The 13773-nt window shown below is 46.7% G+C and carries 14 protein-coding genes; all 14 read right to left on the reverse strand.

Annotation, left to right across the window (positions count from 1 at the left end; translation table 11 throughout):
* Positions 1–287 precede the first annotated feature (287 nt).
* Positions 288–1274 carry a helix-turn-helix domain-containing protein gene (locus ACWQAU_RS04645; protein WP_027821421.1) on the reverse strand — a complete coding sequence of 329 codons (987 nt, stop codon included), beginning with the start codon at positions 1272–1274 and terminating at the stop codon, positions 288–290.
* A 14-nt stretch (positions 1275–1288) separates the two neighbouring features.
* Positions 1289–2101, reverse strand: coding sequence for an oxidoreductase (locus tag ACWQAU_RS04650; RefSeq protein WP_003644332.1), 813 nt, complete (start codon positions 2099–2101; stop codon positions 1289–1291).
* A gap of 288 nt (positions 2102–2389) precedes the next feature.
* Positions 2390–2752 (reverse strand): DUF1648 domain-containing protein, encoded by a 363-nt coding sequence (locus tag ACWQAU_RS04655; RefSeq protein ID WP_011101498.1) that lies wholly within the window; start codon positions 2750–2752, stop codon positions 2390–2392.
* A 306-nt stretch (positions 2753–3058) separates the two neighbouring features.
* On the reverse strand, positions 3059–4102 hold the full coding sequence (locus ACWQAU_RS04660) for a zinc-binding dehydrogenase (protein WP_011101497.1): 1044 nt from the start codon (positions 4100–4102) through the stop codon (positions 3059–3061).
* Positions 4103–4390: 288 nt separating this feature from the next.
* On the reverse strand, positions 4391–5524 hold the full coding sequence (locus tag ACWQAU_RS04665; RefSeq protein ID WP_003645130.1) for an amidohydrolase: 1134 nt from the start codon (positions 5522–5524) through the stop codon (positions 4391–4393).
* A 12-nt stretch (positions 5525–5536) separates the two neighbouring features.
* Entirely contained in the window at positions 5537–6775 is a 1239-nt protein-coding gene (locus ACWQAU_RS04670; protein ID WP_011101496.1) for a hypothetical protein, read from the reverse strand.
* A gap of 208 nt (positions 6776–6983) precedes the next feature.
* Positions 6984–7484 (reverse strand): GNAT family N-acetyltransferase, encoded by a 501-nt coding sequence (locus tag ACWQAU_RS04675; RefSeq protein WP_003644329.1) that lies wholly within the window; start codon positions 7482–7484, stop codon positions 6984–6986.
* Between the two features lie 214 nt (positions 7485–7698).
* On the reverse strand, positions 7699–8649 hold the full coding sequence (locus ACWQAU_RS04680; RefSeq protein WP_003640400.1) for an alcohol dehydrogenase catalytic domain-containing protein: 951 nt from the start codon (positions 8647–8649) through the stop codon (positions 7699–7701).
* Positions 8650–9189: a cysteine hydrolase family protein gene (locus ACWQAU_RS04685; RefSeq protein WP_003645134.1), complete on the reverse strand. Its 540-nt coding sequence runs from the start codon at positions 9187–9189 to the stop codon at positions 8650–8652.
* Positions 9190–9349: 160 nt separating this feature from the next.
* The gene (trpA, locus tag ACWQAU_RS04690; RefSeq protein WP_027821420.1) at positions 9350–10144 is read right to left on the reverse strand and encodes a tryptophan synthase subunit alpha; all 795 of its coding nucleotides are present in this window, start codon (positions 10142–10144) and stop codon (positions 9350–9352) included.
* Complete coding sequence (gene trpB, locus ACWQAU_RS04695) at positions 10137–11336, reverse strand: tryptophan synthase subunit beta (RefSeq protein ID WP_027821419.1); 1200 nt, start codon at positions 11334–11336, stop codon at positions 10137–10139. Before trpB ends, trpA begins: the two co-directional genes overlap by 8 nt.
* Before the next feature lies 1 nt (position 11337).
* On the reverse strand, positions 11338–11964 hold the full coding sequence (locus ACWQAU_RS04700) for a phosphoribosylanthranilate isomerase (protein WP_027821418.1): 627 nt from the start codon (positions 11962–11964) through the stop codon (positions 11338–11340).
* Positions 11961–12743 carry an indole-3-glycerol phosphate synthase TrpC gene (gene trpC / locus ACWQAU_RS04705; protein WP_027821417.1) on the reverse strand — a complete coding sequence of 261 codons (783 nt, stop codon included), beginning with the start codon at positions 12741–12743 and terminating at the stop codon, positions 11961–11963. The genes ACWQAU_RS04700 and trpC overlap by 4 nt, the downstream gene beginning before the upstream one ends.
* Positions 12740–13759: an anthranilate phosphoribosyltransferase gene (gene trpD / locus ACWQAU_RS04710; RefSeq protein ID WP_027821416.1), complete on the reverse strand. Its 1020-nt coding sequence runs from the start codon at positions 13757–13759 to the stop codon at positions 12740–12742. Before trpD ends, trpC begins: the two co-directional genes overlap by 4 nt.
* Positions 13760–13773 lie beyond the last annotated feature (14 nt).

Consider the following 13773-nt stretch of genomic DNA (forward strand, 5'->3'; position numbering starts at 1 on the left):
CCATTTTTTGCGGTCATAATCCGTCAACGAACTGGCACAGTTTAGCAATTTGACTATAAAGTTTATAATCAAATTGCTAACAAGTTTTGACTTCAGCAAGCAATGATACAATCTGTTCAACTGTCACTAGCTTAGATGCACGCAAAAAAAATTGCATCTAAGAACTAGCATTCTTAAACACAATTGTTGTGACGATCTATTAATTTAAAGGATTACTCATCAGTCTAAAGCCATCACATCCATAAGATTTTAACGCCCATAACTTTTAACCTAAACGGCAACGCTTGTTAATTTTTGAACATCCCCAGAGATTGTTGGCGGTAAACGGATGGACTCTGATGAAACCATTTTTTAAAAGCTCTCGAAAAAGACCCTGGGTCTGAATACCCTAACAAATAGCTGATTTCAATCAAGTTTAGCGATTGATCTTTCATCAAGGGTACCACTAGGGTTCGACGCGCAATTTGGACTTCATCATTAAATGTGGTGCTTAAAGTACTAAGATGACGCTGCAAGGTTCGTTTACTGAGATTCAAACTTGTTGCAATCTCGTCAATTGAGAAGGAACCACTAGGAATTTTCTTCAACAATAGTGCTTGAACAGTCGCGAGCAATGATTGGTTGTGTTCAATAGCCAGTTTTTGTTGGTCTAACCCTGGTTGCAAAAATGCCCACATTGAATTATTGGCCGAAATAAACGCCCGCTGTAAGTCCGTGACTTGAAACTGAATGCAATTATCAGCCAATTGTTGAGGTCGAATGCCCATCACGGCATCAATCTGATCACCATACGGATACTTACTACCAACTGAAATTGGCTTGATGAGTTTTCCCGTACCTACTCGTAACAAGCTGATTAACAACAATTGTTCCGTCATAATCGTGAAACGCGGCAACTCGACGCCAAGACTATTTCCCAAAATATGAATATTGACAATATCTGGCTTGGTCACTATCTCTAAATGAACCGGACCTGCCAATGATTTATAGGTTGCCATGCGTGCAATCGCTTGTTCACCATTTTTAGCAGCTAATGCTGCAAAAAAGGACGGCATAAACGTATTAATGTTAGTAATATTCCCTAAACTAAGAATCATTTCATCCGTCAATTGGTTGTCGAATTCGTTCATTAACTGCCAATATTCCACATCAGAAAGCATTAATTGTTCTTGCCAAACCACTTTATTAATACCGGCAGCTTCAAGCAGGCTATTTAAATCAACGCCAAGGCTTGCCATAAAACACTGAAACTGTTCAGAAACCATAATCTTCACACTAATCACTCCTACTAACTGGCATGCATCATGATAAAATCAAAAACACGAGTCGGTAAAATCGCCTTAGCAAGTACCAGCGGTTTAGCCCCAAATCCAATTAAATAACGCACCCGTGGTCGTTTCTGATTGACCGCCTTCGAAATAGCTTTAGAAATAATTTTTGGATCAGACATCATTCGCGACGAGTATTGTCGGCGCATACCCGCGGCAGCCTTGGTCGCTTGTGTTTGATATGCACTGTGACGTGCTGAGGCTTCTAAATGATCCGCAGCAATGAATCCCCAGTTGGTTTTAATCCCACCAGGTTCAATAATTGCAACTTTAATGCCAAAGTCTTTAGTCTCCATTCGTAATGCGTCACTAAACGCTTCGACAGCGTACTTGGTTGCGTGATACCATGCGCCCATATAACTCACCAACCGTCCACCCATGGAAGAGGTATTGATAATGCGTCCTTCACGTTGCGCGCGCATATACGGTAAAACTAATTGTGTCAGCCGAGCCATCCCAAATAAATTAACCTCGAACTGTTGCCTGGCTTCATCAATGGAAACATCCTCCACAGCGCCATATGAGCCATACCCCGCATTGTTGATCAAAACATCAATGCGTCCTTCACTGGCAATTAAAGTTGCTACGGCCTGACTAAGCGACTGCTCATTGGTTATATCTAGTGACAAGGGCTTAACGCCGTATGGGGCTAGTGCTTCAAGTTTATTCAACCGCCGCGCCGCACCGTAAACAACGTGACCTTGCTGTGCTAAGTCTTTCGCTGTCTGAAACCCAATACCGCTGCTTGCACCCGTAATTAAAATAACTGCCATCTCAATGACCTCCTATGTTTTTCAATAACAATAGTTTACATAGAAAATCGCAACGGCTTAATGATTTATCACGTCATCATCATAACATAATATGCCATTTTTTGGCGCAGGCCATTAACAGCTGATATTAATCAACTCAAACAACTGCAAAATCACACTCATTACGCCTGGCGCTGTTGATTAAGCCATGATGGTCTAAGTATTTAAAATAGCTACACCACCCAAAATTCGCTTGAAATTAATTTCAGGCGAATTCATAAACATCCTGCTGCCAATTTCTCATCCTAATCACCATCCGCCAATGCCCCCGCTAACTAGCCGGCCCTGCACTTCCGATTGCAATATAACCCACAACAGGACGCTGAAACCCACCATGACACCTAAACACTGCCCTTCAAAGCCTGTTAGCGTCGGCAGTTGCAAGAGTCCGAGCTTGCGCCGTTTTTGACGGGCTAACTTAATCATGACTTCACCCGTGACCACAACTAATAGTGGTAACATCACTAGCCACCAACGGCTGCCGAATGAATCAGCCAAGCCGGCACTATTAAAATGTGTAACAACTGTTTGCGGTGCCAAACCAATCATAATGACACACATCAAAACGGCACCAGCCACAATTGTTCGCACGATCCAAGTAAAGACTCGCATTACGCTCACCTCATTTTTGACCCAGTATAGCAAGCTGGCGACAGCACGGACAGCAAAATGCGTTCTTTTAAACGGTTAATTATCGAAGCCAACTACAATCGTGCGACCAGCTAGCTTTAATGACACGGTTCAACTGGTTGCATGTCTTTTTTCTAATACCAACGCAAAGACTAGTCTAAATCAACTAAGCTTGATTGATTTTTACCATTAAATTATCGCCATCGAAAAAGTCGTTTCAGCACGATGAATCAGTACTGAAACGACTTTTAATCGATTGCTTTTAAGCGACTAGTTACCTAGTCGAGATTAATCAATGGTAATCATAGCCTTAATTGTCTTTCGATTTTGCATGTCTTGATAAGCCTGATTAATGTCGGCTAATGGATACGTTTGCGTAAATACCCGGCCCGGATTAATATTACCGTCCAAAACTGCTTTGAGTAAGAACTGTTTGTCATAAGTCGTAACGGAGGCGGAACCACCAGCAACCGCAATATTTTGAGCAAAGGTTGACCCAAGTGGCCGGTTATTATAATGTGGTACACCCACATAGCCTACGCGACCCCCATTATGCAAAACACCTAAAGCTTGGTCAATGGCCGCTTCAGTGCCGACACATTCCAACGCCGCATCCGCGCCGCCACCAAGGATTTCACGTACCTTCGCAATGCCTTCGTCACCACGTTCAGCAACAACCGCGGTCGCGCCAGAAGCAAGTGCCATTTGCTGCCGATCTTCGTGGCGACTCATCAAGACGATTTGCGCGGCACCCCGCAACTTAGCTGCAATCACAGCACATTGCCCAACGGCACCGTCACCAATAACCACGACTTTATCGCCCTTTTGAACGTTTGCACACCGTGCCGCATGATAACCAGTCGGCATCACGTCTGCCAGCGTCAACAATGACTTGAGCATCCCTTCCGTATAGTCACTAGGTTGACCAGGAATCTTAACTAACGCCCAATTACCATAAGTGAAGCGAATGTATTCTGCTTGAAAGCCATTAGACCAATTTGTGTGGCCCGGATGCCGATCACAAGTACCATCGAAACCAGCCAAACAAGCCGCGCACTCACCACAGCCATGGGTAAATGGGGTGATGACAAAGTCGCCTGGCTTGACCGTCGTAATGGCCGAGCCAATTGCCTCAACGATTCCGATAGCTTCATGTCCTTCGTTGATCGAATGGGCAGCCTTGTCATCACCATGCGCATATGACCACAAATCGGAACCACAAACACAAGTCCGCACGATGCGCACAATGACATCATCATCAGATTGTAATGTTGGTTTGTCAACTTCCTGAACAGATACTAGTCCAGCTTTTTCGAAAATTGTTGATTTCATCCTAATCACCTTTGGCCGCCTCAACCAAAATTCAATCAGCGGTCGTTCCCTTCATCATTAAAATAATAATATTAAAACTAATACACATATATTATAACAATAATCTGCACGTATCAGTTAATGATTGCACCAAGTCGGGTATCAACAAATACTTTAGTTACTCAGATAATTGTGACCAGACTCGCTTGTTACTTATCATTCAGAAGCTTTCCATAAAAAATGCGCCCAACCATGTTAGTTTCCTAGCAAGGTCGGGCGTCTTCCCTTTGTCGATTGACCACTTTCAATTCAAGCTCGAACCCACTTTAATAGTGCCGTAGCTGCCAATTCATGGAAGCGAGCGCCATAGGTTAGGCCTGCGTCATCACAGCGGTAATTTGATTGATGTAAGGTCCCATTGCCGCCTGAACCTAAGAATCCATAGAATCCTGGAATACATTCTTGATATAACGCAAAATCATCGTCGGCATTGCATAGCTGGGCAGGCACAATATCAAAATCATCTTTCAGAACACGTGATAGTACGGCGGTAAGTGCCGCGTTATTGTTGACACAGCTTGGTCCTCGGTCCCAATCAATTGTAGCGGTTTGCTGATTCATCTTGGCAGTTGCACGCACAATATCGTAAAAACGTACTTTAGCTAGATCCCGGTTAGCCGTGTTGAAGGTCCGAATCGTGCCTCGTAAATTCGCCGTATTTGGAATCACGTTAAAAGTCGTTCCCGCTTGGACGGCAGCAATCGTTAGCACCAGTGCTGCGTCTGGCGCAATATTTCGGCTACGAATGGTCTGTAAATTACTGATCAATTCACCAAGCGTCACGATGGGATCATGACTTGCTTCGGGCATCGCTGCATGGGCGCCCTGGCCCAAAATTGTGACGTCAAAATTATCATTACTAGCCATGAGTGGTCCAGACTTCATCGCTAAAGTGCCGACTGGTAAATTCGGCATATTATGGAATCCCGCAATCGCACGAACACCTGCTAGAACACCATTATCAATCATCATTTTGGCACCGCGGTGTCCTTCCTCCGCAGGCTGAAAGATCAGTCGCACCGTACCATTGAGATCTGCCTCATGCACTTTCAATAATCGCGCTCCCCCTAATAAGGCGGCCGTGTGAAAATCATGCCCACAAGCGTGCATCCGACCAGGAATCGTTGATCTAAAGGATAACTCATTGTCTTCTTGGATTGGGAGTGCATCAATATCCGCGCGCAACGCGATGATTGGCGCACCATGCCCAATCTCGGCCACCACCCCAGTTTCTCCCGGATAGTCTACCAACCGAATGTTCAACTCAGTCAATGTTTGCTTAATTAAAGCGGTCGTCGCGACTTCCTGTAGTGCTAACTCTGGGTGTGCGTGTAATTGATGGCGCAAGGTTGTCATCCAAGCTGCTAAAGTTGTTGTCATCATCTGAAAAGCCCCCTATAAAATTTTCAAGAAGATTGACGCAATAATCACTGACGCCACTGAGACGGTTGCAAAACCGCCCACTAACATTTTAGGTAACATCTGGTCTAGTAAATATTGCTTTTCCTCCGCAGTCGATCCCATAATTTCGGTCACTTCATGGGTGACGATATAGTCCGCGGGGAAACCAAATAAGGCAGTCAATGCACTTGCAAAAGCCATTTCGCGGCTAAATCCCAACGGTCGCGCCAATAAGCTAGATGCAATCCACATCCCTAAAACACCAAGAACGATCAACGTTACAATCGGGATCAAAATACCACTTAACATGCTGATTTTAACAATGTTTAGATTGGCAAAAATATAAGCTAGCAAACCATACATCAGCCAGTGAAAGACGCCCGCTTTCTCCAACACCGCATCTTCTAAAAAGCCCAACTGATGCGCGATAACACCAAACACTAAACAAATGATGTACTGATTAATCGTGCCATGGGCTAACTGGGCAGTCCATTCAGCTAGCCCAGTCACAGCAGCGACTTTAAATAACATAAAAGCTGAAGTATCATAAGCAGCCGGTAGTTGCCAATGCCGTAATTGAGGTTGAACTGATTTCACCTTCGCTGGTACGGTTGGTAGCGGGCCCACTGGTAATTGCGCCGTTGTTTGAACTGTCGCACTGGTGGCAGAATCAGCGGTCGCGACCGTGACGTCTACATGTCGGACTTGCAATAGTCGGCGACTCTCCCGTTTTAGCATCCACGCGGTTAGCGGATAACCGAGCATGCTGTGCATGACAAACATTGCCACCGGAAACGCCACAAGTGCGGTAATATGTTGGGCCTTGAGTCCAGCTGTCATCAGAAAGGCAGCCACTAACCCACCCGTCAACGGGGGCACACTGGCAACGATCGTGTGCCAATCAAATAAAAGACGGCCAATTCCCATCGTGAGCACCACTGTCCCAACCACGCCACTCAGGGCAATCACAACTGCGCGCCACTGTTTTAACAACAATTTCAGATCCATCAACGTCCCCATATGAACCAATAAAACGGCTTGGGTAATTTGAATAAAGGCAGTGCCAAATGAAGCAGCAGGGACAATGTTTTTGGGAACAATTGTCCAAAAACCCACTAGAAATAAGAGTGCCGTAATAAATACGGATGGAACATAGGCCCGACTGCGCGTGGAAACCCACTCGCCAAGCATCATAAAACCCATGACAACCATTAGAGAAAGAATTGCTACCATTACCATCACTTCCATTAGCTTAATTTACGATTGGCTTTTTCTAATCGTATTATCATAATCTAACAGAAAGCCAATCGTAAAACGAGCCGTTCAATCAGATTTCGTTTAAATCTAATCTCATTCGCAACGACACAAACGATTCTAAAGTATCGCACCTAGTTCCGATAAGATTCCAAATACTAGATTGACTGAACTAACTAAGCAAATTTCAATCAAAATTTAAATCCATGGGACAATGGACTGGGCGTTCATAAATAAATTGACGCCCCAATCGACCATCTATGCGGCGATGCGTATCAGTGAAACCATGGGTCAGGTATAAATGTTGCGCCACATGATTGGCATGATTGACCGCTAATAATATTGTTTGAATCATCGGATAATGACTGGCAAGATAACGTGGTAATTCGGCAAGCGCGTCAGACGCAACCCGCTGATGCTTAAAGCGATCATCAACAGATAAAGCTCGCAACAAAATCGTATTCACTTCCGTTTCACCGTAACTGAGCGGTCCTTGACCAACATGCAAACAGAAAAAGCCCACTAATTGGTTGCCATTCATAATCATAACGGCCGTTCGTTCTAAATCAGATTTGCAAGCACGAATAACTTGTTGTGGCGTCGCCGTGTACATCACATTAACCAGTTGATACTGTTGTATTTGCTTCAGTGCTCCCCGTGTCGTCGAATAACGTACTAATTGAATCATGACCATCACACTTCCATTTGACCGATTTAGCACTTAGTGTAACAGTCCGTGGTCATGACTGGGAATTTTAATAATTCAATTGTTGAATTGACTAACTGGCGCTCGATTCAGCCTGCACTACTAATCCACCACAAAAACGGCATCGGAAAAACTGCCCGATGCCGTTTGGTGATATTCGATTAAACCAGTTAATTTCAAATACGATTCAAGTACTTCATGGGCGCAACAAAATCTTGCCAGCAACTTGCCCGGTCTCAAGGGCCCGGTGCGCAGCGGCTCCTTCTGCTAATGAATAGACTGTCGCTGGTCGTATCGTCACGCGATGCGTGAGCACATCATCAAACAATTGATTGGCACGGCACTGACGAGCAGCCGCGCTGTCCAAATAATCCCATAAATCACCAGTCATCAAACTCTTGGATTCGGACATTAGCTTGACTGGATCAATTACTGGTGGATTGCCAGCTGCCATGCCATAAAAAATGACCCGCCCACGGTGCTTGGTAGTCGCCAGACTAACTGGTAGTGTCTTACCGACCCCATCAAACACCGTATCAAAAAAATTATGATGGGTCGTGTCCCAAGGATCATGGCGCATAAAAACGGTGGTTGCGCCAGCTTGATAGGCCAATTCAGCTTTCGCCGGTGTTGACGCCACACCATAAACAGCCACCTCATTGGCCACGAGCAGTTGCGTTAATAGCTGCCCAACACCACCGCTGATGCCATGAATCAAGACTCGATCGTGCGGTTGGTTTTGTGCCAAGTCATGGACTAAGAACTCCGCAGTCATGCCCTGCAATCCAATGCTAGCGACCTGCTGATCATTGATTGCCCGTGGTACTTTAATCGCCTGATCAGCTGGAACCGCGACAAGGCTAGCGTTGGCAAACGGCACGTCAACGAATAACACCCGATCACCGCGTTTAAAATTCGCCACTTGCTTACCAACTGCCACAACCGTTCCCACGCCTTCATAACCATCAATGTACGGTTGATGCTTTTCCAAATGATAGGTACCACGACGACGATAAATGTCGGCAAAGTTGAGCCCGATATACGTTGTTTTAACCAATACAGTATTTGCAGTAACGATTGGGTCCGCCACCTCACCGTACTGTAGGACCGACGCATCGCCAAAATCATTAAAAAATAATGCTTTCAACTAATCACCCGTCTTTTCTAACAAATCGTCAATACGGCCCGATGCTGTTACCAACGTCAAGAAACGGTGGTTCCAAATCCGATCTTGATAAAAATCAATCGTTTGTTGCGCACTCATCATGGAATTGGCCGTCGTTGTCGTCAACCCCCGAACCATTTCGAGGTGGTAGCCTAACCCATGAGCCATTTTAACCGTCGTATCCACACAAAACTCAACTTGCGCACCACAGATTTCAAGTGTTTGACATCCAATCGCCGTCAATTGGGCTTGTAAATCCGTGTGATAAAAAGCGTTGGCGTGCGTTTTCTGGACCACAATATCGGTTGCTTCAATTGGCAACTCTGGTATCATCTGCCAATCGGCAGAACCAGTGACTAAGTCAGCATCGTGATGTTGCACAAACACGATTGGCTTATTTTGAGCCCGATAACTCGTAATGCGCTGTTGAATACCCGCAATCACGGTTGCCAAATTGGCAACCGGTTGGGACCCGCGACAGACACCAACTTGCATATCAATAATAATCAGTACATCCGCCATGTTGAGCCCTCCTTAAATTAATTTAACTGGCTTGGTTAGCGTCAACTATTATTAACGACGCCCACAAAGCAGTAAGCTGTTTTTAGACTAGCACATTATCCTAGCGTTTCCCAGCATTTAATCGAAGTAGCCCGGCACAACAACATCGTAACAAACAAGATCAGTCAACTGTATCAGCCGTGCGACCATCCAATGCGCGCCGCATCCGTCGCGTATAGTCCCTTAAGACTGCTGTCGCTGGTTGGTGCGTCGCAATCAAATGCACGACTGCACTACCAACGATGACCCCGTCCGCAATTTGTGCCATGGCCTGGGCCTGGGCTGGCTCATGGATACCAAAACCAATTGCGACAGGTAACGTAGTCGCATGGCGAATCTTCGCCACCAGTGTTGTTAAATCAGTCGTGATGTGTCGCCGGGTCCCCGTGACACCTAGTGATGATACGACATAAATGAAGCCCCGCGCCTGCTGGGCAATCGCTGCGATACGTGCATCATCACTCGTTGGCGCAATCAATGGAATCAAAGCAATACCATAGTGGTCTAAGGTTGGTCGAAGTTCACCAGAGGCTTCTAGTGGCATGTCGGGAATAATCAAGCCTGCGACATTCAAACTTTGACACTGCTGGGCAAAGGCAGCATAACCAAACTGATAAACAATGTTCGCATAGGTTAAAAATACGAGTGGAATAGTTGTCTTCTCTCGAATTGCCACCACCAATTCAAAAACGCGTTGGGGTGTGATGTGTTGGTCAAACGCACGGAGATCAGCGGCCTGAATTTCGGGACCATCAGCCACAGGGTCTGAGAACGGAATGCCAATCTCAACGAGATCACAACCCGCTTCTGCTAACGCAACAACTTGGTCAACTGTCGCTTCAAAATTAGGATCACCGGCCACTACAAAAGCAATAAACGCCTTATGATTTTTAAAAATTGTTGTTAAATCAGTCATCAATTGTCACCCCTCGATACTTTGCAATTGCCGCCACATCTTTATCTCCACGACCGGATAACGTACAAATAATAGTTTGGTCACGTCGCATCGTTGGTGCTAATTGTTGTACGTAGGCGACTGCATGGGCACTCTCAATCGCACAGATCACCCCTTCGACCTTAGCAATCAGTTCAAATGCTTGTACTGCTTGGTCATCGGTGATCCCCACATATTGCGCCCGGCCACTCGCAGCCAGGTAGGCATGTTCCGGTCCGACGCCCGGGTAATCCAGCCCAGCCGAGATTGAATAGACCGGGGCAATTTGTCCGGCTTTATCTTGTAAAAAGAGTGACTTCATGCCATGGAAGATACCAGTCCGACCACGTTCAATCGTCGCAGCCGTCAACGGCGTTTGAACACCCTTACCCGCTGCCTCACAGCCAATCAGCTCAACTGACGTATCATCAAGAAAAGCCGCAAAACTTCCAATGGCGTTACTGCCGCCCCCAACACAAGCCACGACGGCATCCGGCAAATGACCTGTTTGGTCCAGGATCTGCTGTCGGGCTTCTACACTGATGACACTTTGGAATTCATGTACCATCATTGGAAATGGGTGTGGTCCCGTTGCAGAGCCCATGATATAAGCTGTATCATCACAGCGCCGCGTCCACTCTTGTAAGGCCGCATTGATCGCATCCTTTAGCACCATTGAACCAGTCGTGACCGGGTGGACCTTGGCCCCTAATAGTTGCATCCGGTAAACATTCAATGCTTGACGATCCGTGTCTTTCTTACCCATAAAGACGTCGCATTCCATCCCGAACAAAGCAGCAATAGTTGCAGTTGCGACCCCGTGCTGTCCAGCCCCAGTTTCAGCAATCAATCGCTTTTTGCCCATCTTCTTTGCCAACAGTGCCTGCCCCAAGACATTGTTAATCTTGTGCGCACCCGTATGGTTCAAGTCCTCACGTTTAAAATAAATCTGAGCACCACCTAATTGATCTGATAATCGTTGTGCATGGTACAACAACGATGGCCGGTTCGCATAGTTATTCAACAAGTCAGACAACTCTTCTTGAAACTGCGCGTCCTGTCGGTAATGTTGAAAGGCGCGATCCAACCGCTGTAGCTCGGTCATTAATGTTTCTGGAACGTACTGACCACCAAAGTCGCCGTAACGCCCCGCCTGTGATTGATTTTTAATCATACTAATTCCTCCTAATTTCTGTTAATAATGGTGTTGACACGCCCGTTTGGTGCGCCCGTTGGACCATCAGATTGATTTTTTCACGGTCTTTATTGCCCGCCGTCTCGACGCCACTAGCCACATCGACCATTGCCGGGTACACCTTGTTGATTGCCGTTACGATATTCGTCGGTGTTAAACCACCAGCCAAGATAAACGGCCGGACGGGACGCTGTGATTGTAATTGATTCCAATCCAACACCTGTCCACTACCTGGACGGGCATTATCCAATAATAAGTAATCCGCTTGACATTGCGTAGCATTCGCTGGCGTCATCGCTTGAATCACCGGCACATGGGCGGCCATTAAGGACGCAATCCGAGGATCATCGGCGGCAGCATGTAGCTGGACCACCTGAATAATGTGCTGTTGCACGAGAGCTAAAATTTCCGATAATTGATTAGTTGTAAACACGCCGACTCGCCGAATACGCGAATCTAACTGCTGGGCTAGTTGGCGCGCAGTCGCCATCGTAATCCGTCGTCGACGACCGGGGGCAAATACCATCCCAATTGCGTCTGGGAGCGCTTGATTAACCATCACGACATCCGCTGGTTGCATCAAACCGCAAATTTTAATTTGTGTCATCCACGCACCCCCGCCCGCAGTTGTCTGACAGCTTGCTGCTTATCTGGCGCACGCATCAACGTTTCGCCGACTAAAATAGCGTCAAAGTCGGCGGCCGCCAACGTTTGTACTTGCGTCGACGTTTGAATGCCAGACTCGGCAATCACATAACACTCAGCCGGAACCGCTTGCCGCAACTGGCGACTCGTTGCAAAATTGACACTGAAATCTTTCAAATTCCGATTATTAATGCCAATAATCCGGGCCCCGGCCGCCACCGCTTGCTTAATCTCAGCCGTTGTATGGACTTCAACTAGCGCACTTAAATTCAGCTCATGAGCCAACGTAATGAAAGCCTGCAGTTGAACCGGTGTTAAAATAGCAACAATCAATAAAACCGCACTAGCACCAGCAATACGAGCACTCGCAATCTGACTAGCCGCCACAATAAAATCTTTACGTAATGTGGGTACCGAGACCGTTTGCACAATGGCTTGTAAGTAAGACAACTGTCCTTTAAAATACCGGGGTTCGGTCAACACTGAGATGGCATCGATCCCAGCAGCAACATAGTCTTGCGCAATCTGTAAATAGTCAAACTCAGCCGCAATCAGCCCCTTAGAAGGTGACGCCCGCTTAACTTCACCAATAAGCTGTAAGCCCGGCTGGGCCAGCATTGCTTCAAATGATAAAACGGGGGTGGTCATTTTTCGAGCTTGTTGAATGCGCTTCACACGCTCCCTAACTGGCACCTTCTGAACCCGTTGCTGACTCGCCTGGACGAGTTGATCTAAAATCATGAGGCCATCACCGCCTGACTACTCTGAATTAATTGGGCCAACTTAGCCGTGGCCGCTCCTTGATCGATTGTTTGCTGGGCCAACTCAAAAGCGGCCGCTAGATCCAACTGTGGCTTGGCAATATGCAACGCCGCGGCGGCATTCATCAACACCACGTCACGAGGGGCCCCCGGTTCTCCAGCGAGTACTGCCCGCGTGATGGCGGCATTAACTTGGGCACTACCACCAATAAGAGCCGCATGGTCACAACGCGTCAGTCCAAACTGTTCAGGCGTCAGGATTCGCGTTACTTGCTGCCCATGATTAATTACGATCACATCCGTAGGGGCTGCTGCTGAAATTTCATCTAAGCCGTCTCGGCTATGCACGACCATGGCATGTTTAACACCTAAACGCGTCAACACTTCGGCTAATGGAGCCATTAAAGCTTGCCGGTATACCCCTAATAGTTGCATCTCAGCATGAGCTGGGTTGGCTAAGGGACCCAGTATATTAAAAATAGTTGGAATCTTGATTTGTTGCCGGGCCGGAGCGACGAATCGCATCGCCTGATGATATTCGCGCGCATACATAAAGGCAAAATTGGTCCGCTCTAGCAATGCTAGACTCTGAGCGGGCGTTAGATCGATCTTGATACCGAGTGCTTCTAAAACATCCGCCGCACCACTCTTGGACGACGCCGCACGATTGCCGTGCTTGGTCACTGGTACACCCGCAGCAGCGACCACTAGCGCAGTGGTCGTCGAAATATTAAACGAATTCGACCGGTCACCGCCCGTCCCAACGATTTCTAGCGTGGGCCGTTTAACTTTAAAAGGTAACGCCTGGGAACGCATCGCAGTTGCTGCACCAGCAATTTCATCGATAGTTGCCTTTTTGATGGCTAAGGCGGTCAAAAAGCTCCCAATCTGTGCGTCGGTGGCCTGACCTTTCATAATTTCCGTAATGACTTGTTGGCTCATTGTAAAGTCTAGATTTTCTTGGTTAGTGAGTTGTGCAATCGCTGTTTCAATCATAAGTATTCCTCCAC

This window comes from Lactiplantibacillus sp. 3062 (genome assembly GCF_055413545.1).

Excerpts from the sequence above, each read along its gene's own strand:
- ACWQAU_RS04650 (WP_003644332.1), bottom strand. The coding sequence starts at position 2,101 with ATGGCAGTTATTTTAATTACGGGTGCAAGCAGCGGTATTGGGTTTCAG.
- ACWQAU_RS04655 (WP_011101498.1), bottom strand. The coding sequence starts at position 2,752 with ATGCGAGTCTTTACTTGGATCGTGCGAACAATTGTGGCTGGTGCCGTT.
- ACWQAU_RS04660 (WP_011101497.1), bottom strand. The coding sequence starts at position 4,102 with ATGAAATCAACAATTTTCGAAAAAGCTGGACTAGTATCTGTTCAGGAA.
- ACWQAU_RS04665 (WP_003645130.1), bottom strand. The coding sequence starts at position 5,524 with ATGATGACAACAACTTTAGCAGCTTGGATGACAACCTTGCGCCATCAA.
- ACWQAU_RS04670 (WP_011101496.1), bottom strand. The coding sequence starts at position 6,775 with ATGGTAGCAATTCTTTCTCTAATGGTTGTCATGGGTTTTATGATGCTT.
- ACWQAU_RS04675 (WP_003644329.1), bottom strand. The coding sequence starts at position 7,484 with ATGATTCAATTAGTACGTTATTCGACGACACGGGGAGCACTGAAGCAA.
- ACWQAU_RS04685 (WP_003645134.1), bottom strand. The coding sequence starts at position 9,189 with ATGGCGGATGTACTGATTATTATTGATATGCAAGTTGGTGTCTGTCGC.
- trpA (WP_027821420.1), bottom strand. The coding sequence starts at position 10,144 with ATGACTGATTTAACAACAATTTTTAAAAATCATAAGGCGTTTATTGCT.
- trpB (WP_027821419.1), bottom strand. The coding sequence starts at position 11,336 with ATGATTAAAAATCAATCACAGGCGGGGCGTTACGGCGACTTTGGTGGT.
- ACWQAU_RS04700 (WP_027821418.1), bottom strand. The coding sequence starts at position 11,964 with ATGACACAAATTAAAATTTGCGGTTTGATGCAACCAGCGGATGTCGTG.
- trpC (WP_027821417.1), bottom strand. The coding sequence starts at position 12,743 with ATGATTTTAGATCAACTCGTCCAGGCGAGTCAGCAACGGGTTCAGAAG.
- trpD (WP_027821416.1), bottom strand. The coding sequence starts at position 13,759 with ATGATTGAAACAGCGATTGCACAACTCACTAACCAAGAAAATCTAGAC.